Source organism: Burkholderia sp. Ac-20349, from assembly GCF_017104865.1.
Taxonomy (GTDB): domain Bacteria; phylum Pseudomonadota; class Gammaproteobacteria; order Burkholderiales; family Burkholderiaceae; genus Burkholderia; species Burkholderia aenigmatica.
The window spans coordinates 22,982-49,218 of the sequence record NZ_JAAGPM010000057.1 but is presented as its reverse complement, the minus strand read 5'-3'; the positions used below and the strand labels follow the sequence as shown (position 1 = coordinate 49,218).

Annotated in this window: 16 protein-coding genes; 11 read left to right on the top strand and 5 right to left on the bottom strand. The window is 65.6% G+C overall.

Translation table 11 applies throughout. The features are described 5' to 3' along the window. Both G3N61_RS19765 and G3N61_RS19760 read left to right on the top strand, forming a co-directional pair. Positions 1–175 (top strand): DUF3999 family protein (locus G3N61_RS19765; RefSeq protein WP_205823383.1); only part of this gene is annotated, 175 nt, incomplete at its 5' end. A gap of 128 nt (positions 176–303) precedes the next feature. Continuing rightward, complete coding sequence (locus G3N61_RS19760; protein WP_205823379.1) at positions 304–957, top strand: transglycosylase SLT domain-containing protein; 654 nt, start codon at positions 304–306, stop codon at positions 955–957. Between the two features lie 8 nt (positions 958–965). Here G3N61_RS19760 and G3N61_RS19755 read toward each other — a convergent pair whose 3' ends face one another. From G3N61_RS19755 to G3N61_RS19745, 3 genes are all read right to left on the bottom strand, one after another. Then, complete coding sequence (locus G3N61_RS19755; protein WP_205823378.1) at positions 966–1,664, bottom strand: response regulator; 699 nt, start codon at positions 1,662–1,664, stop codon at positions 966–968. Between the two features lie 40 nt (positions 1,665–1,704). Then, positions 1,705–3,762 (bottom strand): potassium-transporting ATPase subunit KdpB, encoded by a 2,058-nt coding sequence (gene kdpB, locus G3N61_RS19750; protein ID WP_205823382.1) that lies wholly within the window; start codon positions 3,760–3,762, stop codon positions 1,705–1,707. 356 nt (positions 3,763–4,118) lie between these two features. Continuing rightward, a complete protein-coding gene (locus G3N61_RS19745) occupies positions 4,119–4,907 on the bottom strand; it encodes a GNAT family N-acetyltransferase (protein WP_205823377.1) in 789 nt (262 codons plus the stop codon). 280 nt (positions 4,908–5,187) lie between these two features. On the opposite strand from G3N61_RS19745, the gene G3N61_RS19740 reads away from it, so the two are divergent. The 9 genes from G3N61_RS19740 to G3N61_RS19700 all read left to right on the top strand — a co-directional run bounded on the left by G3N61_RS19740 (position 5,188) and on the right by G3N61_RS19700 (position 23,811). After that, a complete protein-coding gene (locus G3N61_RS19740) occupies positions 5,188–5,493 on the top strand; it encodes an NIPSNAP family protein (protein ID WP_205823376.1) in 306 nt (101 codons plus the stop codon). A gap of 312 nt (positions 5,494–5,805) precedes the next feature. Beyond that, positions 5,806–6,456: an NAD(P)H-dependent oxidoreductase gene (locus G3N61_RS19735; RefSeq protein ID WP_027790596.1), complete on the top strand. Its 651-nt coding sequence runs from the start codon at positions 5,806–5,808 to the stop codon at positions 6,454–6,456. Between the two features lie 228 nt (positions 6,457–6,684). Continuing rightward, positions 6,685–6,903, top strand: a complete 219-nt coding sequence (locus G3N61_RS19730) for a hypothetical protein (protein ID WP_043180681.1) — start codon at positions 6,685–6,687, stop codon at positions 6,901–6,903. An 84-nt stretch (positions 6,904–6,987) separates the two neighbouring features. Continuing rightward, a complete protein-coding gene (locus G3N61_RS19725; protein ID WP_205823375.1) occupies positions 6,988–7,890 on the top strand; it encodes a ferritin-like domain-containing protein in 903 nt (300 codons plus the stop codon). A gap of 1,204 nt (positions 7,891–9,094) precedes the next feature. Continuing rightward, on the top strand, positions 9,095–19,009 hold the full coding sequence (locus tag G3N61_RS19720) for an ESPR-type extended signal peptide-containing protein (protein WP_205823381.1): 9,915 nt from the start codon (positions 9,095–9,097) through the stop codon (positions 19,007–19,009). Between the two features lie 124 nt (positions 19,010–19,133). Further along, complete coding sequence (locus G3N61_RS19715; RefSeq protein ID WP_089451914.1) at positions 19,134–19,796, top strand: OmpA family protein; 663 nt, start codon at positions 19,134–19,136, stop codon at positions 19,794–19,796. Between the two features lie 404 nt (positions 19,797–20,200). Next, positions 20,201–21,346, top strand: coding sequence for a DUF2827 domain-containing protein (locus G3N61_RS19710; protein ID WP_043180693.1), 1,146 nt, complete (start codon positions 20,201–20,203; stop codon positions 21,344–21,346). Between the two features lie 14 nt (positions 21,347–21,360). After that, positions 21,361–22,515 (top strand): DUF2827 domain-containing protein, encoded by a 1,155-nt coding sequence (locus tag G3N61_RS19705; protein WP_043180694.1) that lies wholly within the window; start codon positions 21,361–21,363, stop codon positions 22,513–22,515. Positions 22,516–22,674: 159 nt separating this feature from the next. After that, positions 22,675–23,811, top strand: a complete 1,137-nt coding sequence (locus tag G3N61_RS19700; protein WP_089451913.1) for a DUF2827 family protein — start codon at positions 22,675–22,677, stop codon at positions 23,809–23,811. A 337-nt stretch (positions 23,812–24,148) separates the two neighbouring features. Here G3N61_RS19700 and G3N61_RS19695 read toward each other — a convergent pair whose 3' ends face one another. Both G3N61_RS19695 and G3N61_RS19690 read right to left on the bottom strand, forming a co-directional pair. Further along, positions 24,149–24,565 carry a hypothetical protein gene (locus G3N61_RS19695; RefSeq protein WP_205823374.1) on the bottom strand — a complete coding sequence of 139 codons (417 nt, stop codon included), beginning with the start codon at positions 24,563–24,565 and terminating at the stop codon, positions 24,149–24,151. A gap of 92 nt (positions 24,566–24,657) precedes the next feature. Continuing rightward, positions 24,658–25,461, bottom strand: a complete 804-nt coding sequence (locus tag G3N61_RS19690) for an EAL domain-containing protein (RefSeq protein WP_043181439.1) — start codon at positions 25,459–25,461, stop codon at positions 24,658–24,660. Positions 25,462–26,237 lie beyond the last annotated feature (776 nt).

Sequence of the window (26,237 nt, the reverse complement as noted above, 5' to 3'; positions counted from 1 at the left end):
GCGCGTCGGCGCGGCGTTGCCGGTATCGGCGGTCGCGCCGGCGCCGGCCGCCGATACGGACGCGCCGCGCCGCTTCGTGCTGTGGGGCGCGCTGATCGTCGCGGTCGGTGTGCTCGGCACGATTGCATGGCGCCTCGCGAAAGGCGGCGGCGATACGCACGGCCGCGACGAGTGACGCCGCGCGGCCATGCACACCGCCCGCTGCCCGTCTTTACGCGCCGTTTATCTCGCGTGCCGGTTTCTTTCGACGGTCGCAATGCATAACTGCGTACAGTCGTCGCATCGGAACCACGATGCGACGACATGCAGGAAACCTATCCATCGTATGACCGGCCGGCGCCACGCCTGCGCGTGCACCCGGCCCTACGGCTGAAGCGGCTGCTGCTGCCAATCACGATCGCGCTGCCGCTGTCGATCGCATTGCCCGCGCATGCCGACGACACGCCCGCCGCGCCGGTCGCCGCCGCCAGCACGCCCGAAGCCTCGCCGCCCCCCACCCTCGACACGATCGTCACCGCGCTGCGCAACCGCTTTCACATCGCGTATGCCGATGCGCGCACGATCGCGCGCGCGGTGCAGACCGAATCGGATCGCTACGGGCTTGCCCCGGCGCTGCTGCTCGCGATCATCGCGGTCGAGTCGGGCTTCGATCGCCATGCGGTCAGTGTCGCCGGTGCGCGCGGATTGATGCAGGTGCTGCCCACCGCCCATCGCGATCTCGTCGCGCATGTGAAGGACCTCTCTGATCCGGCCACCAACGTGCGGATCGGCGCGGCCATCTTCCGCGGCTATCTCGACGACGCGGACGGTGACGTCGAAACCGCGCTCGTGCGCTACAACGGCGGCACGAAGCGCTATGCGCAGCGGGTTGCGCTGCGCGTGCAGCAATTCGATGCGCAGCTGCGCCGTTCGAACGACGCGGCGAGCGACGCACTGCGCACGGCCGCGAACCCCTGAGCGCGTCGCTACTGCGCGCCGGCGAGCCGGTAGCCGACGCCCATCTCCGTCACGATGTATGCGGGCCGCCGCGGATCGCACTCCAGCTTGCGCCGCAGGTGGCCGACATACACGCGCAGGTAGTGCGCATCCTTGCCGTGCGCCGTGCCCCACACTTCGCTCAGAAGACGATCGTGCGTAAGCAGCCGCCCCGCGTGATGCGCGAGCACGGCCAGCAGCCGGAATTCGATCGGGCTCAGATGCACGCGTGTGCCGCCGCGCAACACCTGGCGATCGGCGAGATCGACGGTCACGTCGCCGAAGCGTACGCACACCGCATCGATGCGCCCGCCGCCGGCTTGCCGCCGCAGGTGCGCACGAATCCGCGCGATCAGCTCGGCGGCGCCGAACGGCTTGGTCAGGTAGTCGTCCGCGCCCGCGTCGAGCGCGGCCACCTTGTCGCTTTCCGCGCTCAGCGCCGACAGCACGATCAGCGGCGCGGCCGAGCACGCGCGCAGCGCGCGGATCAGTTCGGTGCCGCCGAGGTCTCGCAGGTTCGTGTCCGCGACGATCAGGTCGGGCCGTCGTGCACCGACGGCCGCCACGCCCGCCGCACCGGTCGCGGCCTCGACGACGTGCATGTGTTCGGCCTTCAGCGCGACACGGACGAAGTGCCGGATGAACCTGTCTTCGTCGACGATCACGATGACGACGGTCGGTTCGCTCATCCGGCTGCGCCTTCGTCCGGTGCGCGATGCGCGCGCATGTTCAAACCCATCCGCATGCCACCAGCACCATGTCGATCAGCTTGATGAACGGGAACGGCAGCAGCACGCCGCCGAGGCCGTACAGCAGCAGGTTGCGGCGCAGCAGCGGCGCCGCGCCGAGCGGACGATAGCGCACGCCCTTCAGCGCGAGCGGGATCAACGCGACGATGATCAGCGCATTGAAGATCACCGCCGACAGGATCGCCGACGCCGGCGACGCGAGATGCATCACGTCGAGCACGCGCAGTTGCGGATACGTCGTCGCGAATGCGGCCGGGATGATCGCGAAATACTTCGCGACGTCGTTCGCGATCGAGAACGTCGTCAGCGAGCCGCGCGTCATCAGCATCTGCTTGCCGATTTCGACGATCTCGATCAGCTTCGTCGGGTTCGAGTCGAGGTCGACCATGTTGCCGGCCTCCTTCGCCGCCTGCGTGCCGGTGTTCATCGCAACCGCCACGTCGGCCTGCGCGAGCGCCGGCGCGTCGTTGGTACCGTCGCCCGTCATCGCGACGAGGCGGCCGACCGCCTGGTGCTCGCGGATCGTCGCGAGCTTGGTTTCCGGCGTCGCTTCCGCGAGGAAATCGTCGACCCCCGCTTCCGCCGCGATCGCCGCGGCCGTCAGCCGGTTGTCGCCCGTCACCATCACGGTCTTGATGCCCATCTTGCGCAGTTCCGCGAAGCGCTCCTTGATGCCGCCCTTCACGATGTCCTTCAGCTCGATCACGCCGAGCACGCGAGCGACACCGTCGACCCGCTCCGCCACCGCGAGCGGCGTGCTGCCGCGGCGCGCGATGTCGGTCACGACCGCTTCGACTTCGCGCGTGACGCGGCCACCGTGGGACTCGACGTAATGCTTGATCGCATCCGCCGCGCCCTTGCGGATCTCGCGGCCGGGCAGATCGACGCCGCTCATCCGCGTCTGCGCGCTGAACGACAGGAACACCGGATGTAGCGCATGCATGTCGCGCTCGCGCAGGTTGAAACGCTGCTTCGCGAGCACGACGATGCTGCGGCCTTCCGGCGTTTCGTCGGCGAGCGACGACAGCTGCGCGGCATCGGCCAGCGCTTCCTCGGTCACGAACGGCGCGGGCACGAACGCCGACGCCTGGCGATTACCGAGCGTGATCGTGCCGGTCTTGTCGAGCAGCAGCACGTCGACGTCGCCGGCGGCTTCCACCGCGCGGCCCGATGTCGCGATCACGTTCGCCTGCATCATCCGGCTCATCCCGGCCACGCCGATCGCGGACAAGAGGCCGCCGATCGTCGTCGGGATCAGGCACACGAGCAGTGCAACCAGTGCGGTGATCGTCACGACATGGCCGGCCTTCATCGCTTCGACCGCGAACGTCGAGAACGGCAGCAGCGTTGCGGTGGCCAGCAGCATCACGATCGTCAGCGCGACGAGCAGGATCGTCAGCGCGATCTCGTTCGGCGTCTTCTTGCGCTTCGCCCCTTCGACCATTGCGATCATCCGGTCGAGGAACGCCTCGCCCGGATTGACGGCGACCCGCACGACGATCCAGTCGGACAGCACGCGCGTGCCGCCCGTCACCGACGAGAAGTCGCCACCCGCCTCGCGGATCACCGGCGCGGATTCGCCGGTGATCGCCGATTCGTCGACCGACGCGACACCTTCGATCACGTCGCCGTCGGCCGGGATCGTGTCACCGGTTTCGACGAGCACGACGTCGCCTTTGCGCAGGTCGGTCGACGCCATCACCTCGACGGGTGCCTTCGCACGCGGCGCCGCGAGCTTTTTCGCGACCACGTTGTGTTTCGCACTGCGCAGCGATGCGGCCTGCGCCTTCGAACGCCCTTCGGCGAGTGCCTCGGCGAAGTTCGCGAACAGCACGGTGAACCACAGCCACAGCGCGATCGCGACGATGAAGCCGGCGGGTGCTTCGGCCTGGCCGAACAGCGCGGCGATCCACAGGATCGTGGTCAGGATGCTGCCGACGTACACGCAGAACATCACCGGATTGCGGAACTGCGTACGCGGCGTGAGTTTCCTGAACGAATCGGCGATCGCCGGGCGCACGAGCGCGGGATCGAACATCGAGCGCACGGCCGTGCGCGGATGGCCGGGCTGCGCAGGGCGCGGGCCTGGCATGGGTGAGAGAGACATGGCGGTTTCCTTGTGCCGGCACGCCCGCGCAACGGCATCCGGCATCGGTCAGAGCCGGCTGCCTTCGCGCGTTTTCGCGTGCGGCTTCCGTTTCCACGAAACCATCTTATGAAGGTTCGCGTGAAGATCGCGGCAAAGGATCGCGTCAAGGTATAAAAAGCGCGTAAACGTCCGTTTCGCCGCGGCGCGGCGGGGGTGTCTCAAGGGCCGTACACGAGCGGGAGCGCCACACTCCGCTCATACGACGTTTACGCGGCAAAGCAGGAAAACGAACCGGCGCGCGGCGTTCAGCCGAACGTGTAGCGCCCGTGCTGACGCGGCCGCCACGGCGACGAGCGGCAGCTCGCGGCACCGGCCGCGCGTCGCGCTGCCCAGCCTGCGCCACGTCGCACATGCAGGTCGCGCCGGGCCACCGCGACCACGCGCGACGGCAACGCATAGGCAAGACGCCGCACGGCCGCCACGCGTACGGCCATGCGCGACGCCGGCGACACGCGACGTGCAACCTGCGCGACGGGCCGCTTGCAGAGGATCGCGCTGTCGTAACGCTTGCCGTCGAAGCGCATCACGTCGACGACGTCGAAACCCTGCGCGCCGTAGAACGCCAGCAAGTGCGAGGCGGGATGCGGCGTATCGAGTGCGAGCAGCGTATAGCCGCGCAACGCCGCCCACTGCTCGGCGAACGACAGCAGCAGCGCACCGATCCCGCGGCTCTGGCAATCGGGGTCCACCGCCACCTGCCGCACGCTCGCGACGCCTTCGCGCCGGTACAGCGAGCACGCCGACGACGGATCGGTCGCATACAGCGTGGCCGTGCCGATCACCCGCCCGCCACACACGGCGACGTAGCACTCGCCCGCTTCCGCGCGACGGCGCGTGACGTCCTCGCTCTGGTCGACGCACGTGCAGTTGAGCCCCATCGCGCCGAGCCGCGCGAACGCGCGATGCAGCATCGGCGTGAGTTGTGCATAACTGTCGAAGGCCGGATCGAAACGCCGCACGATCACCCGATCGGCGCACACCGAAGGCGGCGCGGCAGGCGTGTGTTCGGCGATCGCGTTCCAGGGTATCGACATTGCCTTGCTCCTTGGTTGGGATGCCCGAAGTCTATGAGCGCGCTGGTTGCCCTCGCAAGAAAAAATGTCGTAAAAGTTTGGGGAAATGCGTGTGGAGGGACGGTGACCTCGATGCGTGTCGCGGCTTCGTTTGCGGGGTGAAGGACCCGTGCAGCCGGACCGATCGTTGCGCGCGCAAGCAACGCCATTCACGCCGGCATCGAATGCCGACACGCGCGCCGTTGACACATGCGGCGGCGCCATCCAGACTCGCTGGTTCCTCCCCGCACCGAGCGCGCTCATGGTCACCTGCTACCTTCGCTACGTCATCGATCCGTACAAGCTCGACCAGTTCGAGACCTACGGCAAGATGTGGATTCCGCTCGTCGAAAAATTCGGCGGCACGCATCACGGCTACTTCCTGCCGTCCGAAGGGGCGAACAACATTGCGCTCGCGATGTTCTCGTTCCCGAGCCTCGCCGAATACGAGCGCTACCGCGAACGCTCGATGGACGATCCGGCCTGCCAGGCCGCGTTCCGCTACGCGGAGGACACGCGCTGCATCATCAGCTACGAGCGCAGCTTCTTCCGGCCGGTATTCGAGTAACGGGCAACGACCCCGCATATCGCGCCCCTTTTCCTGACCGGGACGAAAAAAAAGCCCCGCCTGCATCCGCGCGGCGGGGCCAACCCATGTCAGTAGAGACATCAAGGAGGAGACGGGCCCATCTTATCGACCACGGCCCGCCCTCCCAACCAAGCATTTCTGCTATCGATCTGGGCGGCCGCGCACACGATTGCCCCTGCCGCGCGGCATATCGATAGAACGAAAAGTCGTTTTCAGAGTGGCGGCGGGGTCGTTACCATCTGGGTTTTAAGCCTGTGCTTAGCCGGGCAAGCCATCCCCAAGGAGCGCCCCTTGACTGCATTCGATCAACACCGCCGCCCGTTCGTCGTCGGCATTGGCGGTACCACCCGGGCAGCGTCGTCGACCGAACGCGCGCTGTCGTTCGCGTTGCGCGGTGCGCAGGCGGCCGGCGCACGCACGCGCCTGTTCGACGGCCCGTTCCTGCATACGCTGCCGCACTACGCGCCCGAACACAAAACGCTGACCGACGCGCAGCGCGAACTGATCGACGCCGTGCGCCAGGCCGACGCGATCATCATCGCGACGCCCGGCTATCACGGCGGCGTCTCCGGCCTCGTGAAGAACGCGCTCGACACGCTCGAGGAACTGCGCGCGGACGATCGCCCCTATCTCGACGGGCGCGCGGTCGGCCTGATCGTCACCGCCTACGGCTGGCAGGCGGCCGGCACCGTGCTGACGTCGCTGCGTTCGATCGTGCATGCGCTGCGCGGCTGGCCGACGCCGTTCGGCGCGACCGTGAACACGCTCGAAACGCGCTTCGACAGCGCCGACAGTTGCTCCGATCCGAAGGTCGTCGCCCAGCTCGAGACGGTCGGCACGCAGGCGGCCGAGTTCGCGCTCGCGTTCGCATCGCATCGCGCGGCGTCGCATGCGGCATCGGTCGATGCGCTCGCGCCCGTGCTGAAGATCGCCAACCAGTAACTTCCCCGCCTTCCACCGCCCGCGCCCGGCCGACCCGATTCGCCGGCGCGGGCGGCGTGCATTCGGACGAGCGGCCACGCGCCGCGCACGTCGACGCGGCTCCGTGCTGCCCTTGCCCCGCGCCGATAACGATTCGGCCCACCGCGTGATTTGCATTGGCCGAAAGATTGGTTCACGCCACGGGCGGGTTTTCGTACGCTGAACCTCCGAACTCTCTCCGCGCACGCCATGAACCGTACGATCCGCTACAAGGGCTACGAAGTCGCTCCCGCTGCCGCCCGGTTGCCGAACGGGCTGTTCGCCGCCAACCTGACGATCGAGAAGGCGAGCGGCGGCCCGTCGCCGCGCGCCGTGTCGTTCGACGCGATCGATTTCTTCTTCGAGGAAGAGCACGCGCTGGCCTACGCGTCCCGCTGGGGCCGCCTCTGGGTCGACACGCACGCCTGACCGGCGCGCGCATGGCCGCTCGAAAATACGCGTTTACGGAAGCTATGCAAGAATCTTTCGACCCGTAATCGCATAGCAACAGCCATGAGTGACACGCTGCAGGAAGAGCATGCAGCAGCAGATCACGCAATGCGCAACTGGACCTTCGAGAGGCCGGGTCCGGTCCGGATCGGTTCCGATGCGCACATGCAGATGTTCTGCCGCATGCTGCTCGACACACACAACCCGTACAAGCCGGCGGTGATCGACTGGCCCGCGCTCAAGCCCGCCGAGCTCAAACGGCTCACGTCGCTGCCGATCTGGGACATCGCGGTGCAAACCGAAGGCCGCGCATCGATCCGCGTCGCGACCTATGCGGCGACGATCGACAATCCGCTGCTGCGCCGCGCGCTCGAGATGGACGGCGGCGAGGAAGCCCGCCACAAGGTCGTGCTGTCGAAGCTGGTCGAGGCCTACGGCATCCGGCTCGCTCCCGAGCCGTCCTATCCCGCGCCGAAAGATCCCGAGTGGTGGTGGATCGTCACGGGCTTCAGCGAATGCATCGACAGCTTCTTCGCGTTCGGGCTGTTCCGATCCGCGCAGCGCTCCGGCTACTTCCCGCCCGAACTCGTCGACACCTTCGAACCGGTGATCCAGGAAGAAGGCCGCCACATCCTGTTCTTCGTGAACTGGTACGCGTGGTACTGGCGCAGCCTGCCGTGGTGGCGCCGGCCGTGGTTCTTCGCGCGGGTCGCGGCCGTGTGGGTGCATTTGATTCGTGAACGCATCGGCATCGCGCGCGGCATCGATTCCGACGGCGTCGCGCGCGACGCGAACTTCCCGGCGACCGGCACCGCCGACATCGGCGACGCGCTCAACCCGCGCGAGCTGATCGAACTGTGTCTTGCGGAGAACGACCGGCGGATGGCCGGCTACGACACGCGCCTGCTGCGCCCGATGTTCGTGCCGCGCATGGCGCGGTTCGCGTTGCGGCTTCTCAAGAAGTAAGGCAACCGCTCGGGACAGGGCCCGGTTGCCCGGTCGAGCAACCGGGCAACGCCCGTCGACGATCGTCGCGCCGGGACGGCCCGAGTTGCGCCGGGATCCGGCGGCTCGCAGTCGCTTCGTCCGCATCCGGGCGCGCAGCAGACGATCCGCTGCGATCGATGCATCCGTTCTGTTCCGTGCCCTGCGTCCTGTTCGAACCTCGATGCGTGCTCGTCGCACTTGCACGGCGAACCGTATTCCTTGGGCTGCCCGGCCCGCCGACGGCTCGAAATTGCCCCATCGCACGCGTTGCATCCGGCTGCCGGATGTGCCGCGCCCGCCCCATTTGATCCATCCCTTTTTTCTGGAGCTTCGGCGCGCGTGCGCCGCGCCCGGACAAATTGTCACATCCAGGATCTGATGATTCGGCGGCGCCGCCACCCATGCCGGCCAGCGTCATTCACACCCTGTCGCCAGCCGGCCCAAAGCGGAAGCGGGTCACGCCTCCCGGACGGGTTTACCCCCTCTCCGAATCCCGCCCGAATATCAACATAACCGAAACAGTCAATAGGACAAATTCGAAAGACGAATGATGACGGCCCAGCCCACCGCCCTGTAGCACTTTTTTACAAATTCGACGCCCCACCCGGCCCGAAACGCCCGTCGCGCGGGCCACCGTCGCGCCCCAGATGCGCAAATCAGCACAGCCCAATAGTCGAAATTCCAGATTAAATTGATTTATAGATAACACACAAAATCAATAGAAAATCGACACTCAAATCCTGAATTAACAAATTAACAAGATAGTAACCATATTATCCATTCGCACACCCGACAACATTACATTCATGAAAGGATTACCTGATGCGCAAACGTTTGCTATTTCATTTGTCTTACGTTTGAGCTCTTCAGATGTGTACCCTGCCGTACAAAACACACGTAACACGTTGATTTTCATGCGAAAAATAGAATTCCAAGCGCACCAACCGAACGCTACAACGAGCATTCTTACACCCTTCAAATGCATTCCGCAGCAATGTATCAAAACGCGATGTATTGACCATCCTTTAACTTTCAAAACCCTCCATTTATCACTCTTTGTCAATTTAAAAAATCCCGATCCAATAAACTCCGCCCATCAATTTTGAGATTCGCGCGAGCGCACGGAGTAATCCTCTAACGAAAGAGACCGGTGTGTGGCGTGCACATTTGGAGGTAGCAGGACATGAACCGCACATACCGCTCGATCTGGAACGAAGCTCTTGGCGCCTGGGTCGCGGCATCGGAAATCGATTCGGCACGGGGCAAGCCGAACAAGTCGGCTGTTGTGGTCGCCGCAGTCGCGGCGCTGGCGATCAGCCTGCCTGGGCTCGCCGAGGCCAATACAATCAACACACAGCAGACCTGCTTCACGGGGAGCAACAGCGCGGTCGGTCGCGTGAACCCGGGTGGCACGCAAAACCAGGCCGGCGACGGCTCCGGTACGTATTCGGTCGTGGCCGGGTGTAACTCCAACGGCAACGGCTTTACCGGCGTCACCGTCTATGGCTCATTCGCACAGGCGAACGGCAACGGCGCCGTTGCCACCGGCATGCAGTCATCGGCCGGGCTGTGGGGCGTCGCAGCCGGCCTCGAAACCACCGCCAGCGGCGCCGGTGCAACCGCCCTCGGCTTCGGCTCGACGGCGAGCGCACTGAACTCGGTCGCAATCGGCGGCGCGGGCGGAAACGGCACGACGCCGCTGTCGCAGGCAAACTCGACCCTCGCATCGGGCGCGGGCTCGATCGCAATCGGTAGCAACGCCACGAAGGGCGCTCAGTCGGCCGCTTCGGACGGCATCGCGATCGGCGGGCAGTCGTCGGTCGCCTCGACCGCCACATCGGGTATCGCGGTCGGCCGCGGTGCAACCGTCAATGGCGCGTACGGCATCGCACAAGGTGACGGTGTCACCTCCGGCGCGACGGGCCAGAACGTCGCCATCGGCTCGTCGGGCACGACCGCCAACAGCGGTACCGCGAACGGCGGCGCCGTGGCGATCGGTCGCGCGCAGACGGCCAGCGGCGACGGCGCTGTCGCGCTCGGCACCAGCAACTCGGCCAGCGGCACGGGTGCGGTCACGCTCGGCAACGGCAACTCGGCGAACGGCACCGGCGCGGTTGCGTTGGGCAGTGCCAACAGCGTGACGGGTCAGGGTTCGGTCGGTATCGGCAGCAGCGCGACCGCGGCTTCCGCGGGTTCGACCGCGATCGGCGCGTCGTCGTATGCGGGTGGCCCTTCGGCAGCGGCTTCCGCTTACGGCAACGGCAGTTCCGCGACGGCGAACTATGCGACCGCGATCGGTGTCAATGCCAACGCTGCCGGCGGGGGCAGCGTGGCGCTTGGCGTCGCCACAGCAAGTGCGCTCCAGAGCGTTGCGATCGGCCAGACAACCACGGCGTCCCAAGCCGGCAATATTGCGATCGGGTCTTTCGCGACCGCAAGCGGCAACGGTAATGCAGTCGCGATGGGCTACCAGTCGACCGCTTCGGCCGGCAACGCGCTGGCGCTCGGCTACCTGTCGGTGGCCAACGTGGCCAACTCCGTTGCCCTTGGCAACAACTCGGCGACGACGGGTGGTGCAGCGACCCCGGTGACCGGCGGTACGGGTACGGTCAGCTCCGCGACGATCGGTGGCCAGACGTTCAGCAACTTTGCCGGCTCAAACGGCGCCAACGGCGTCGTCAGCGTCGGTACGGCAGGCAACGAGCGCCGCATCCAGAACGTTGCCGCTGGTGTCGTCACCTCGGCCAGCACCGACGCGATCAACGGCAGCCAGCTCTACTCGGTCGCGAGCACGACGACGTCGAGCATCGTGAGCCTGTCGACGTCGGCTTCGACCGGTTTGTCGTCGGCTAACAGCTCGATCGGTTCGCTCTCGACCTCCACGTCGACGGGTCTCTCGTCGGCCAACAGCTCGATCGGTTCGCTGTCCACCGGCATCACGTCGCTGTCGACTTCTGCGTCGACCGGTCTGTCGTCGGCGAATAGCTCGATTGGTTCGTTGTCGACCTCCACGTCGACGGGTCTGTCGTCGGCTAACAGCTCGATTGGCTCGCTGTCCACTGGCGTCACGTCGCTGTCGACTTCCGCATCGACGGGTCTCTCGTCGGCTAACAGCTCGATCGGTTCGCTCTCGACCTCTACGTCGACTGGCCTGTCGTCCGCCAACAGCTCGATCGGTTCGCTGTCCACCGGCGTCACGTCGCTGTCGACCTCCGCGTCGACCGGCCTCTCGTCGGCCAATAGCTCGATCGGTTCGCTGTCGACCTCGACCTCGACGGGCCTCTCGTCGGCCAACAGCTCGATCGGCTCGCTGTCCACCGGCGTCACGTCGCTGTCGACTTCCGCGTCGACTGGTCTCTCGTCGGCGAATAGCTCGATTGGTTCGTTGTCGACCTCCACGTCGACGGGTCTGTCGTCGGCCAACAGCTCGATTGGTTCGCTGTCCACCGGCGTCACGTCGCTGTCGACTTCCGCGTCGACCGGCCTCTCGTCGGCCAATAGCTCGATCGGCTCGCTGTCGACCTCTACGTCAACGGGTCTGTCGTCGGCCAACAGCTCGATCGGTTCGCTGTCCACCGGCGTTACGTCGCTGTCGACTTCCGCGTCGACTGGTCTCTCGTCGGCTAACAGCTCGATCGGTTCGCTCTCGACCTCGACGTCGACGGGTCTGTCGTCGGCCAACAGCTCGATCGGTTCGCTGTCCACCGGCGTCACGTCGCTGTCGACTTCCGCATCGACCGGCCTCTCGTCGGCCAACAGCTCGATTGGTTCGCTGTCCACCGGCGTTACGTCGCTGTCGACTTCCGCGTCGACTGGTCTCTCGTCGGCTAACAGCTCGATCGGCTCGCTGTCGACCTCTACGTCGACTGGCCTGTCGTCCGCCAACAGCTCGATCGGTTCGCTGTCCACCGGCGTTACGTCGCTGTCGACCTCCGCGTCGACCGGCCTCTCGTCGGCTAACAGCTCGATCGGTTCGCTGTCCACTGGCGTCACGTCGCTGTCGACTTCCGCGTCGACCGGTCTCTCGTCGGCCAACAGCTCGATCTCTTCGCTGTCCACCGGCGTCACGTCGCTCTCGACCTCCGCGTCGACCGGCCTGTCGTCGGCTAACAGCTCGATTGGTTCGCTGTCCACCGGCGTCACGTCGCTGTCGACCTCCGCGTCGACCGGCCTCTCGTCGGCCAACAGCTCGATCTCTTCGCTGTCCACCGGCGTCACGTCGCTGTCGACTTCCGCGTCGACCGGTCTCTCGTCGGCCACCAGCTCGATCGGTTCGCTGTCGACCGGCTTGAGCTCGGTCACGGTCAAGACGGACAACCTCGGCAACAGCACGGCATCGGCACTCGGCGGCGGGTCCAAGTACGATCCGACGACCGGAACGGTCTCCGCTCCGGCGTACACGACCTACAACGCGAACGGCACGACGACGACCGCCAACAGCGTCGGCTCGGCGATCAACAACATCAACAGCCAGGGCATCAAGTACTTCCACGCGAATTCGACCGGCGCCGACAGCACCGCGACCGGCACCGACGCCGTCGCCATCGGCACCGGCGCCGTCGCCGGCACCAACAATTCCGTTGCGCTCGGCGCCAACTCGCAGACCAACACGGCGTCTGCCACGAGCAGCGCGACCGTTGGTGGCGTCACGTTCGACGGCTTTGCAGGCACTTCGCCGGTCGGCACAGTCAGCGTCGGCAGCGCCAAAAACGAGCGGCAAATCACCAACGTCGCCGCCGGCCAGGTAACGTCGAGCAGCACCGACGCGGTCAACGGCAGCCAGCTCTATTCGGTCGCCGCACAGGTTGGTAGCGCGACCAGCGCCATTTCGTCGCTGTCCACTTCGACGTCGACGGGTCTGTCGTCGGCCAATAGCTCGATTGGTTCGCTGTCGACTTCGACGTCGACCGGCCTCTCGTCGGCCAACAGCTCGATCGGTTCGCTGTCGACCTCGACCTCCACGGGTCTGTCGTCGGCGAATAGCTCGATCGGTTCGCTGTCGACTTCCACGTCGACCGGCCTCTCGTCGGCGAACAGCTCGATTGGTTCGCTGTCGACTTCCACGTCGACCGGCCTCTCGTCGGCGAACAGCTCGATTGGTTCGCTGTCGACTTCCACCTCGACGGGTCTGTCGTCGGCCAATAGCTCGATTGGTTCGCTGTCGACGTCCACCTCGACCGGTCTGTCGTCGGCGAATAGCTCGATCGGCTCGCTGTCGACCTCCACGTCGACCGGCCTGTCGTCGGCCAACAGCTCGATTGGCTCGCTGTCGACCTCCACCTCGACCGGTCTCTCGTCGGCGAACAGCTCGATTGGTTCGCTGTCGACCTCCACGTCGACGGGCCTCTCGTCGGCCAATAGCTCGATCGGTTCGCTGTCGACTTCCACCTCGACGGGTCTGTCGTCGGCCAACAGCTCGATTGGTTCGTTGTCGACTTCCACGTCGACCGGCCTGTCGTCGGCCAACAGCTCGATTGGCTCGCTGTCGACCTCGACCTCGACGGGCCTCTCGTCGGCTAACAGCTCGATTGGTTCGCTCTCGACGTCCACGTCGACCGGCCTGTCGTCGGCGAATAGCTCGATCGGCTCGCTCTCGACCTCCACGTCGACCGGCCTGTCGTCGGCGAATAGCTCGATTGGTTCGCTGTCGACTTCCACCTCGACGGGTCTGTCGTCGGCCAACAGCTCGATCGGATCGTTGTCCACGTCGACCTCGACCGGCCTGTCGTCGGCCAATAGCTCGATCGATTCGCTGTCGACTTCGACGTCGACCGGTCTCTCGACGGCTAACAGCTCGATCGGTTCGTTGTCGACCTCCACGTCGACCGGTCTCTCCTCGGCCAACAGCTCGATTGGTTCGCTGTCGACCTCCACGTCGACCGGCCTGTCGTCGGCTAACAGCTCGATCGGCTCGCTCTCGACCTCCACGTCGACCGGCCTCTCGTCGGCCAACAGCTCGATTGGTTCGCTGTCGACCTCGACGTCGACGGGTCTGTCGTCGGCGAACAGCTCGATCGGCTCGCTGTCGACTTCCACGTCGACGGGTCTGTCGTCGGCCAACAGCTCGATTGGCTCGCTGTCGACCTCCACGTCGACCGGCCTGTCGTCGGCTAACAGCTCGATTGGCTCGTTGTCCACGTCGACCTCGACCGGTCTGTCGTCGGCCAATAGCTCGATTGGTTCGCTGTCGACCTCCACGTCGACGGGTCTGTCGTCGGCCAACAGCTCGATTGGTTCGCTGTCGACCTCCACGTCGACCGGCCTCTCCTCGGCCAATAGCTCGATCGGTTCGCTGTCGACCTCCACGTCGACGGGTCTGTCGTCGGCTAACAGCTCGATCGGTTCGCTGTCGACCTCCACGTCGACCGGCCTGTCGTCGGCGAATAGCTCGATCGGCTCGCTGTCGACTTCCACCTCGACGGGTCTGTCGTCGGCGAATAGCTCGATCGGATCGTTGTCCACGTCGACCTCGACCGGCCTGTCGTCGGCGAATAGCTCGATCGATTCGCTGTCGACTTCGACGTCGACCGGTCTCTCGACCGCGAACAGCTCGATCGGCTCGCTGTCGACCTCGACGTCGACCGGCCTGTCGTCGGCTAACAGCTCGATTGGCTCGCTGTCGACCTCGACGTCGACCGGCCTCTCCTCGGCCAACAGCTCGATTGGTTCGCTCTCGACCTCGACCTCGACGGGTCTCTCGTCGGCCAATAGCTCGATTGGTTCGCTCTCGACCTCGACGTCGACCGGCCTCTCCTCGGCCAACAGCTCGATTGGTTCGCTGTCGACCTCGACATCGACGGGTCTCTCGTCGGCCAATAGCTCGATTGGTTCGCTGTCGACCTCCACGTCGACCGGCCTGTCGTCGGCTAACAGCTCGATTGGCTCGTTGTCCACGTCGACCTCGACCGGTCTGTCGTCGGCCAATAGCTCGATTGGTTCGCTGTCGACCTCCACGTCGACGGGTCTGTCGTCGGCCAACAGCTCGATTGGTTCGCTGTCGACCTCCACGTCGACGGGTCTGTCGTCGGCTAACAGCTCGATCGGTTCGCTGTCGACCTCCACGTCGACCGGCCTGTCGTCGGCGAATAGCTCGATCGGCTCGCTGTCGACTTCCACCTCGACGGGTCTGTCGTCGGCGAATAGCTCGATCGGATCGTTGTCCACGTCGACCTCGACCGGCCTGTCGTCGGCGAATAGCTCGATCGATTCGCTGTCGACTTCGACGTCGACCGGTCTCTCGACCGCGAACAGCTCGATCGGCTCGCTGTCGACCTCGACGTCGACCGGCCTGTCGTCGGCTAACAGCTCGATTGGCTCGCTGTCGACCTCGACGTCGACCGGCCTCTCCTCGGCCAACAGCTCGATTGGTTCGCTCTCGACCTCGACCTCGACGGGTCTCTCGTCGGCCAATAGCTCGATTGGTTCGCTCTCGACCTCGACGTCGACCGGCCTCTCCTCGGCCAACAGCTCGATTGGTTCGCTGTCGACCTCGACATCGACGGGTCTCTCGTCGGCCAATAGCTCGATTGGTTCGCTGTCGACCTCGACCTCGACGGGTCTCTCGTCAGCGAATAGCTCGATTGGTTCGCTGTCGACGTCCACGTCGACCGGCCTCTCCTCGGCTAACAGCTCGATCGGCTCGCTCTCGACGTCCACGTCGACCGGCCTGTCGTCGGCCAACAGCTCGATTGGTTCGCTCTCGACCTCGACGTCGACCGGCCTGTCGTCGGCTAACAGCTCGATTGGCTCGCTGTCGACGTCCACCTCGACGGGTCTGTCGTCGGCCAATAGCTCGATCGGTTCGCTCTCGACCTCGACGTCGACCGGCCTGTCGTCGGCCAATAGCTCGATCGGTTCGCTGTCGACTTCGACGTCGACCGGCCTGTCGTCGGCCAATAGCTCGATCGGCTCGTTGTCGACCTCGACCTCGACCGGTCTCTCGACGGCTAACAGCTCGATTGGTTCGCTGTCGACGTCCACGTCGACGGGCCTGTCGTCGGCCAACAGCTCGATCGGCTCGTTGTCGACCTCGACCTCGACGGGTCTCTCGTCGGCTAACAGCTCGATCGGCTCGCTCTCGACCTCCACGTCGACCGGCCTGTCGTCGGCTAACAGCTCGATCGGCTCGCTGTCGACTTCCACGTCGACCGGTCTGTCGTCGGCCAATAGCTCGATCGGCTCGCTGTCGACCTCGACCTCGACCGGCCTCTCGTCGGCCAACAGCTCGATTGGTTCGCTGTCGACTTCCACGTCGACGGGTCTGTCGTCGGCCAATAGCTCGATCGGCTCGCTGTCGACTTCGACCTCGACGGGTCTGTCGTCGGCCAATAGCTCGATTGGTTCGCTGTCGACTTCCACGTCGACGGGTCTGTCGTCGGCCAACAGCTCGATCGGTTCGCTGTCGACCTCGACGTCGACGGGTCTGTCCTCGGCCAACAGCTCGATCGGTTCGCTGTCGACGTCCACGTCGACGGGTCTCTCGTCGGCCAACAGCTCGATCGGCTCGCTCTCGACCTCGACCTCGACGGGTCTGTCGTCGGCCAATAGCTCGATCGGCTCGCTGTCGACCTCGACCTCGACGGGTCTGTCGTCGGCCAACAGCTCGATTGGTTCGCTGTCGACCTCGACCTCGACGGGCCTGTCGTCGGCCAACAGCTCGATTGGTTCGCTGTCGACGTCGACCTCCACGGGTCTCTCGTCGGCGAATAGCTCGATTGGCTCGCTGTCGACCTCGACCTCGACCGGTCTGTCGTCGGCCAATAGCTCGATCGGCTCGCTGTCGACCTCGACCTCGACCGGCCTCTCGTCGGCCAACAGCTCGATCGGCTCGCTGTCGACCTCGACCTCGACCGGCCTCTCGTCGGCCAACAGCTCGATTGGTTCGCTGTCGACTTCCACGTCGACGGGTCTGTCGTCGGCCAATAGCTCGATCGGCTCGCTGTCGACTTCGACCTCGACGGGTCTGTCGTCGGCCAATAGCTCGATTGGTTCGCTGTCGACTTCCACGTCGACGGGTCTGTCGTCGGCCAACAGCTCGATCGGTTCGCTGTCGACCTCGACGTCGACGGGTCTGTCCTCGGCCAACAGCTCGATCGGTTCGCTGTCGACGTCGACCTCGACCGGCATCAACTCGCTGTCCACCGGCCTGAGCAGCACGAACAGCTCGGTGTCGTCGCTGTCGACTTCGACGTCGACGGGCCTGTCCTCGGCCAACAGCTCGATCGGTTCGCTGTCGACTTCGACCTCGACGGGCCTGTCATCGGCCAACAGCTCGATCGGCTCGCTGTCGACCTCGACCTCGACCGGCATCAACTCGTTGTCCACCGGCCTGAGCAGCACGAACAGCACGATCCTGTCGCTGTCCACGTCGACGTCGACCGGCATCGGCTCGCTGTCCACCGGCCTGAGCAGCACCAACAGCTCGGTGTCGTCGCTGTCGACCTCGACCTCGACCGCGATCAATGACGCGAAGACGCACTACTACAGCGTCAACGACAACGGCGTGCAGCAAGGCAACTACGACAACAAGGGCGCGACGGGCATCAACGCCATCGCAGCCGGCGTGAACGCCAGCGCAGCAGGCAACAGCAGCGTCGCGGTCGGCGACGGCTCGAACGCGCAGTCGGCAGGCGCGGTCGCGATCGGCCAGAACGCATCGGCAACGGGCGGCAAGGCCGTGTCGATCGGCTCCGGCAACACGGCAAGCGGCGACGGCGCGGTGGCAATCGGCGACCCGAGCATCGCAACGGGTACCGGCGCGGTGGCGATGGGCGCGAACGACACGGCGACCGGCGACGGCGCAGTGGCGCTCGGCAACGCGAACACGGCCAACGGCGCCAGCGCGCTCGCACTCGGCAGCTCGAACCAGGCCACCGCGGACAACACGATCGCGCTGGGCAACAATGCCACGGCAAGCGCCGCCGGCGCACAAGCCTACGGCTCGGCGGCCAAGGCCACGGCCGCTGATGCGCTCGCCTTCGGCACGAACGCACAGGCCAACGTCGCCAACTCGATCGCACTCGGCGCGAACTCGGTCACGAGTGCCCCGAACCCGACGTCGAGCGCCACGATCGGCGGTGTCACGTACTTCTTCGCGGGCACCTCGCCGGTTGGCGTGTTGAACATCGGTGGACAGGACCAGGAACGCCAGATCACCGGCGTCGCCGCCGGCCGGATCTCGGCCAGCAGCACGGACGCGATCAACGGCAGCCAGCTCAACGCGACGAACAACGCGGTGAATGCACTGTCGACCTCGACCGCGTCGAACGTCGCGTCGCTGTCGACCGGCATCAACTCGCTGTCCACCGGTCTGAGCGCGACGAACAGCAACGTGGCGTCGCTGTCCACGTCGACCTCGACCGCGATCAACTCGCTGTCGACGGGCCTGAGCGCGACGAACAGCAACGTCAACTCGCTGTCGACGTCGACTTCGACCGGCATCGGCTCGCTGTCCACCGGCCTGAGCACGACGAACAGCAACGTGGCGTCGCTGTCGACCGGCGTGAGTGACATCAACAACACGCTGAACCAGCTGTCGACGACAGTCAACAACAACACGATCCGTTCCAACAACAACAACGGTGTCGCCGCCGACATGAACGGCAAGGGCAACGACCTTCCGGTCGTCACCGCAGGTTCGAACTCGGTGGCGATCGGCGCCGGCTCCAACGACGGCGGCCGCTCGAACGTGGTGTCGGTCGGCAGCGACCAGCAGCAGCGCCAGATCACGAACGTCGCGCCGGGTACGCAAGGCACCGACGCTGTGAACGTGAACCAGCTGACGCAGGTGCAGACGACGCTGTCGACGGCACTGTCGGGCCAGCAGGCGCAGATCAACTCGCTGGGTTCGCAACTGCAGCAGACCGACCAGATGGCGAAGCAGGGTATCGCGGCCGTCGGCGCGATGGCGTCGATCCCGCAGCTCGATCGCGACGCCAACTTCGGGATGGGCGTGGGTACGTCGACCTTCCTCGGCCAGAAGGCGATGGCGGTCAACATGCAGGCCCGTATCACGGAGAACCTGAAGGCGTCGATCAACGGCGGCTTCAGCGGCGGTCAGAAGGTGATCGGCGCCGGCATGCTGTACCAGTGGAAGTAACGCGTCGCGCCGCCAGGCCGCCCGGCTCGCCAGCCGGACGGCCCGCGGCGGCCCCGACGGCCAGACGAGCCCGCCGCGCAAGCCGTGGCGGGCTTCAGTCAACCCAAGCATTGAGGATGTAACCGTGAACAAACTCGCTCTTGCGCTCGCGCTTTCCGCAACGGCCCTCGCCGCGTGCTCGACCGCATCCGGCCCGACCTTCAGCGCCTCCGAACTGCAGCCGCGCGACGGCATGCGCACCTTCCAGGTGGACTGCCACGGCCTGCTGTCGGGCCCGCAGACCTGCATGAAGGCCGCCCGCAAGATTTGCGGCGAAGAACCCGTGCGCGCCCTCGACTCGGCCCGCGCGCTGCGCGACAAATCCGATCCCGCGACGCTCGTGTTCCAGTGCGGCGCCGCGCCGGCCGAAGCGGCGTCGGCCGCCACGCCGGCGGCTGCCGTCGTCGAACAGGTGAACCTGTCGGGCGACGCGCTGTTCGCGACCGACCACGCGACGCTCGCCCCGACCGCGCGCGAATCGCTCGACCGTTTGCTGAGCGAGCGCGCAGACCACACGTACTCGCAGGTGAACGTCACCGGCTTTACGGATTCGGTAGGCAGCGACGACTACAACCTCGCGCTGTCGAAGCGCCGCGCCGAATCCGTCGCGGCCTACCTGAAGGCGCACGGCCTGAAGACCGACTCGCTGACGGTCTCGGGCCGCGGCAAGGCCGATCCGGTGGCGTCCAACGCGACGCCGGAAGGCCGCGCCAGCAACCGCCGCGTCGAAATCCGCCTGCAGCACTGAGCGTAGCGCCGCCGCGCGCGGCGCCCCGCTCCGGCAAGCCGCCAGCGCCGCGCCGGACCGGCACCCGACCGCCGCCGGACCACCCGGGCGCCGCTTCGCCGGCGCCCCGCTCCCGTGGGCCGGCGGCTATGTCAAAGTTCGTCATGTCCCTCCACAAACCGGCGGTTTCCATGCCACAATCGCCGCAGACAGTCGCCGGGGCAGCCTGCCCGAATCGCGCGCCGTGCCAGGCGTGCCCGACGACACGCCGGAATCCGGCTGCCGCCCCCGCGATCCACGTCACACGATTCGCCTGCTGCGGCGCACCGGCGCGAATCCAATCATGACAATCCACGGCGCGCCGCTTCCCGGCCCGGCGCTCGACGCCACGCCCGGACGCACGACGCCGCAGAGGAAACCAACCGGTGACGGACATCAATGAAGCCGCCTCGGGCGGCACTCGCAAGCAACGGCCGGCCGTCGGCATCTCGCTGTTTGCGCGCGACGGCCAGGCGATCTGGGAAAACGGCATACACCAGAACATCGCGTTCCTCGCGATGATGCTCAAGCGCTCGGATCGCGTCGGCCCCGTCTACTTCCTGAACGGCGGCGACGCCAACGCACTGCCCGCCGGCCTCGAACTCGACGGCCTCGACATCCCGCTCGTCAAGCCCACCGACGTCACGCACGAACTCGACGTCGTGATCGAAATGGGCGCGCAGCTGCCGGTCGAATGGCTCAGGCACATGAAGGCGCTCGGCAAGAAAATCGCCGCGTTCTTCTGCGGGCACGTGTACGCCGGCCTGTGCGAAACCCCGATCTTCGGCAAACCGTCGGGACACGTCTTCAACGGCGCGCCGTTCGACGAAGTGTGGCTGCTGCCGCAATACGACAAGACCGCCGCGCCAATGCTGCAGACCATCCTGCGTGCGCCGGTCCACCTGATGCCGCACATCTGGTCGCCGTACTTCCTCGAGCGCCGCGTCGCCGCGCTCGCCGCGGAAGGCGCGACGTTCGGCTATCGGCCGGGCCGCCGCCCGTGGCAACTGGCCATGCTCGAACCGAACATCTCGGTCGCGAAGTCCTGTCACTACCCGATGCTTGCGTGCGATGAGTTCTACCGCGCGCGTCCGGACGCGGTTCAACACATGTTCGTCGTGAACGCGTTGCACATGAAGGAGCATCCGACCTTCGTGCACTTCGCGAACAGCCTCGATCTCGTGCGCCAGCACAAGGCCACCTTCGAGCCGCGCCTCGACCTGCCGGGCTTCATGGCGCGCCATGCGGATGCGGTCGTGTCGCACCACTGGGAAAACGGGCAGAACTATCTGTATTACGACGTGCTGTACGGCGGCTATCCGCTGATCCACAACTCGACGCTGATCGGCGACGCCGGCTATTACTACCCGGACTTCGATGCCGCCGCAGGCGGCCGTGCGCTGCTCGATGCGTGGCTGCATCACGACGAACGCCTCGACGACTACCGTGCGAAGGCCGGCCGGCTGCTGCAGTCGGTCTCGATCGACAACCCCGCGAACCTCGACGCGTTCGTCTCGCGTCTGGTCGCCTGAACCGGAGAATACGCATGTCGGACTCCAATGCCCGTCAAGCGCCCGGCGAGGGCAAGCGTCTCGTCGTCGGCGTGTCGCTGTTCGTGCGCGGCGCCGGCCAGTCGCTGTGGGAAAACGGCATCTTCCAGAACTGCCTGCTGCTGATCCTGCTGCTGCGCCAGTCGCCGCTCGTCGCGGAAGCGGTGATGGTGAACGGCGGCGAACAGATCGCCGATCCGCAGATGATGCTCGGCGAATGGGACGTGCCGCTGCTGTCGATGGACGAAGCGCTGCAGCGCTGCGACGTGCTGATCGAAATGAGCGCGCAGTTCGGCGCGGACTACCTGCGCGCGTTCCGCGAGCGCGGCGGCAAGGTCGTCACGATGCGGGTCGGCAACGACTACGTGATCGACATCGAACGCGCGATGTTCGACAAGCCGTCGGGCTTCCTGTTCTCGGGCGCGCCATACGATGCGGTGTGGACGATTCCCGAGTTCGAGCGCTCGTGCCTGCACTATTACCAGACGGGCCTGCGCGCGCCCGTCACGATCGTCCCGCACATCTGGCACCCGATGCTGTTCGACAAGGCGCGCGCGACACTCGGCGCCGGGCTGTCGTTCGGCTATGAGCCCGGCAAGCCGCGCTGGCGCGTGACGATGTTCGAGCCGAACATCTGCATGGTGAAGACCAGCATCATCCCGATGCTCGTGACCGAGGAAGCGTATCGCGCCAAGCCTGATTTCCTCGAGTTCGTGCGCGTGTGCAACACGCTGCACCTGAAGGAACATGCGACGTTCGTTCACTTCGCGAAGAGCCTCGACATCGTGAACCACGGGATCACGACGTTCGAGAGCCGCTACGCGGTGTACGAATTCATGGCCGCGTACGGCGATGCGGTGGTGTCGCACACGTGGGAAAACGCGCAGAACTACCTGTACTACGAGCTGCTGTACGGCGACTACCCGCTGATCCACAACTCGCCGTTCCTCGGCAAGGCCGGGTATTTCTATCCGGACTTCGACTGCCAGGCCGGCGGCCGCGCGCTGCTGCAGGCGTTCGCCGAACACGACGCGAACCTCGAAGCGTACCGCGAGCAATCGAAGCACGTGCTCAGCTCGGTCAGTATCTACAACCCCGAGAACGTCGCCGCTTATACGGATGCGATCGCCACCCTCTATCGCGACGCCTGACGCGGCCGCCCTTGGCGGACGCCGACACAACCGCACGCCTGCCCCTCGCTCGCGCGACATGGCTGATCGGCTGCGCCGTCGCGCCGATCTCGATCGGCGCGCATGCGCAATCCATCGGCACGCCGTCATCCGCGCATCGTCCGCACCACGGAGCAACTGATGAAACTCAATGTCGCGATTACGATGAACGTGCAGCGCGATGCGACGCAGTCGATCTGGTACAACGGCGCGAACCAGCATTGCGTGTACCTGTACATGCTGCTGAAGCAGTCGCCGCTGATCGGCGAGGTCTGGCTCACGCACGACAACGGCATCACCGAGTATCCGCAAGCGCTGATGATGGACGCGTTCGGCGACGCGCTGCGGCCGCTGTCGGCCGTCGTCCACCAGACCGACCTGCTGATCGAGATGAATGCGTTCATCGATCCGACCCACACGGACGTCGTGCGCCAGCGCGGCGGCAAGTGCGTGTCGTACCGCTTCGGCAACGACTACGTGATCGCCGTCGAGACGATCAACTTCGAGAAGAACGACTGGCGGCCGAACCCGCACCGCGTGCAGTTCGACGAGATCTGGACCAACCCGCAGCACATGCATACGTGCGCGGCCTACTTCCAGGCCGTCTATCGCGCGCCGGTGATCGAGCTGCCGCATATCTGGTCGCCGTATTTCATCGAGCGCAGCCTCGACGCCGATCCTGAACTGAAAGCGCGCTTCGGCTATCGCAACCACGGCACCGCGAAACGCATCGCGTTCTTCGAGCCGAACCTGAACGTCGTGAAGAGTTCGATCGTGCCGATGCTCGCCGCGAACGCGTGCTACGTCGAGCACCCGGAGCTCGTCGAACACGTGTACATGACCAACACGTTCGACAAGAAGGAAAACGTCGCCTTCAAGCATCTCGCGCTCGGGCTCGAAATGGTGCGCGACGGCAAGGCGACCGCCGACGTGCGTGCGCCGTTCGTCGCGTGGGCCGCGCATCACACCGACATCGTCGTGTCCCACCACTGGGAAAACGGCCTCAACTACCTGCTGTACGACGCGCTGTACGGCAACTACCCGCTCGTGCACAACTCGCCGTTCCTGCGCGACGTCGGCTACTACTATCCGGATTTCGAGATCTTCGATGCGGCGCGTGCGATCGCGACCGCCGCGCAGACCCACGACGCGCGGCTCGACGACTACGCGGCGGCGGCCCGCCGCTGCCTGCACCAGGTCGACACGCTCGCCGAGCACAACGTCCGCGCGTATTCCGAGCAGATCCAGCGGCTGTTCGCCGGCCGCGCGCTCGGCTGACCGCTGTTGTCCGCGCAGCCGACCACGAATCAGGCCGTCCGCGATTTCGTCGCGATCGAGTCGATCCACAGTCGTTCGTCATCAACCGGCACCGTGGATGTCCGGCCGAGGCGCTGATCACGACCGGCCGCCGCCTCATCCAGCGCGAACTCGACGCGAGCCCGCGGGTGATCGACCGCGCGACGACGCAGCCGACCACGCAACGGCGTGCGTGCTCGGCAGATTCAGGAAGGATCCGATCGATTGGCCGGAAGTCCGGGCCGCCATGCGAGGAAGATGCCGATGCGGGCCGCGCCCATCGCGCCGTGCCAGCGCCCGTGACCGGCGTGAACAGGCGCTAGACCAGCACCCGATCGCCGCTCTGCGCGGCGAACACACGGCCGTGCCGCCGCCCCGTCCGCGCGAGCACGGCGAAGCAATGTGCCGCCGGCCGGCTGGCGCCGCCGGATTGCTTGACGAGGCTGTCGGCTACGCCACGCGCGATCGCCGACTCTTCACCGCACGCGCCTGCGATGACGCCCGCGTAATAGTGCCGCGCCGCCAGTTCGCGGCCACCGGCGTCGAGCGGCTTCATGCGCTGAATGCGACGCGCAATGGCCTTCAGGCCGTCGAGATACGGCGCGACGTCGATCGGCACATCGGTCGCTTCGGCGCCCAGTTGCCACAGCATGTCGGCCAGCTCGGCGATCGCGACGAGGTCGCGCGCACCGGCAGCCTGCGTGCCCGTTCCGCCTCCGGCCTTCGTCCCCGCCATGCCCACGCCCCTTTGCGATTCGTCCCGGCGACACGCCGGCCATCTCGACACCGGCATGCATCATGCACGCCACCCCGCCCGTTCCCGCGCCGTCACGCCGCGGCAGGCGACCGCCATGAAAACCGGATGCCCTGCGCCCAGGCGACGCCGGCATCCACGATGATCTGCCGGTCGATCTCGCTCTCCACGCCTTCGACGACGACGTGCCGCGCGCCTTCATGCGCGAACGCGATCAGCCTGCGGAACTGGTAACGCCCGATCGCGTTGCGCTTGATCATCGACAGGATCGACCGGTCGAGCTTCACGATGTCGGGATTGCCGACCACCAGGTTGTTCAATGCACTGAAACCGACGCCGAAATCGTCGATCGCGATACGGCACCCGGCCTGCCGGAAGCGGTTCACGAACGAACGACCCGCGACGGGATTCAGCGGCCCCGTCTCGGTGATCTCGACCACCAGCCGCGCCGCGACCGACGGCTCGCGCTCGAGCCGCCTGAAGATGGCCAGCCACGCGTCATCGACGACCGCGCTCGCCGCCGCCACATTGCAACCGTAGACGGCAGCCGGATCGGCGCGCAGCGCGTCGATCGTCCGGCCGACCACCAGCCGGTCGAACCACCGCATCAGCCCGAGCGCCTCGAGGCGCGGCAGGAACGCGATCGGCGGCAGCGCCTCGCGCTCGCCCCACCGCAATCGCGCCAGGCATTCCTGATACAGCACACCACCCGACAGGTCGGCCCGGCACACGGGCTCTCGCGCGAACCCGAGCCGGCTTTCCACAAAACTGCGTACCGACGCGAGGTCGGGATGATCGTCGGGAGCGCCGAAGACGAGATCGATTTCGTCACGATTCGCTTCCCGATTCGCCACCAGGCGAGCTTCGACCGCATTCATCCGGCGCTCCGGCAAATGGCGAGCCGCCGCGAGCGGCTCGACCTCAAGAAACATGCGAAGCAAGCCGATCATGACGCGCTCCGCCGCCTACCCGGCCCATCCTGTTATGTCGATCTTTTCCGGGAGCGTACTTTTCGCTTCGGCGCGCCGTCAAATTCGATATTTTCAACGATATTCAGTTACTGGAAATACACCATGCCCGCGGGATCCCGACTGTGCGACAGATCACACTAACGCGAATTACCGAACCCCGATCCCGATGTCGTTTATTTGCCCGATCCAAACAACCTTGCCCGAATCGATTCTCCCGCGATTTGCATGCCTTGCAAATCAGGAAATTTCCAATTAATCCGATAAATACCGACCCGGGATGCACCGCTCTCGCGCGCTGCCAAGCCCAACGTGACGGCCAGCCGCACGGCCTGCCCAGCGCCAAAAATCGGCCGCCGCACGTCATTCGATCATCGCAGCATTCAATTTTCTCGTTTCAAACGGATTATTAAATTTCTAAACTGAATCGATCCGCCATGAATCAATAATATCAATTTAAATCATATGATGATTATCGATCGAAACATTTTTAACAATCTTAAAGACTTGTTAACCTCTAAAATGATTTCTGACGGACTTCCCTCGGAGCCGTCAAATTCGTGCCTTCAAAAACCGTCGAACCGATCGGGTTCGGCGGTTTCTTTTTTAACGGCATTATTTCGTCAGACATTAGGGCGGGACAATCCCGATAGCGGGCCGCGGCGCAACAGTGTGCGCCGCGCGAA

Bases quoted from the DNA above. Each gene is read 5' to 3' on its own strand.
- G3N61_RS19760 (WP_205823379.1), top strand. From the start codon at position 304: ATGCAGGAAACCTATCCATCGTATGACCGGCCGGCGCCACGCCTGCGC.
- G3N61_RS19755 (WP_205823378.1), bottom strand. From the start codon at position 1,664: ATGAGCGAACCGACCGTCGTCATCGTGATCGTCGACGAAGACAGGTTC.
- kdpB (WP_205823382.1), bottom strand. From the start codon at position 3,762: ATGTTCGATCCCGCGCTCGTGCGCCCGGCGATCGCCGATTCGTTCAGG.
- G3N61_RS19745 (WP_205823377.1), bottom strand. From the start codon at position 4,907: ATGTCGATACCCTGGAACGCGATCGCCGAACACACGCCTGCCGCGCCG.
- G3N61_RS19740 (WP_205823376.1), top strand. From the start codon at position 5,188: ATGGTCACCTGCTACCTTCGCTACGTCATCGATCCGTACAAGCTCGAC.
- G3N61_RS19730 (WP_043180681.1), top strand. From the start codon at position 6,685: ATGAACCGTACGATCCGCTACAAGGGCTACGAAGTCGCTCCCGCTGCC.
- G3N61_RS19725 (WP_205823375.1), top strand. From the start codon at position 6,988: ATGAGTGACACGCTGCAGGAAGAGCATGCAGCAGCAGATCACGCAATG.
- G3N61_RS19720 (WP_205823381.1), top strand. From the start codon at position 9,095: ATGAACCGCACATACCGCTCGATCTGGAACGAAGCTCTTGGCGCCTGG.
- G3N61_RS19705 (WP_043180694.1), top strand. From the start codon at position 21,361: ATGTCGGACTCCAATGCCCGTCAAGCGCCCGGCGAGGGCAAGCGTCTC.
- G3N61_RS19700 (WP_089451913.1), top strand. From the start codon at position 22,675: ATGAAACTCAATGTCGCGATTACGATGAACGTGCAGCGCGATGCGACG.
- G3N61_RS19695 (WP_205823374.1), bottom strand. From the start codon at position 24,565: ATGGCGGGGACGAAGGCCGGAGGCGGAACGGGCACGCAGGCTGCCGGT.
- G3N61_RS19690 (WP_043181439.1), bottom strand. From the start codon at position 25,461: ATGAATGCGGTCGAAGCTCGCCTGGTGGCGAATCGGGAAGCGAATCGT.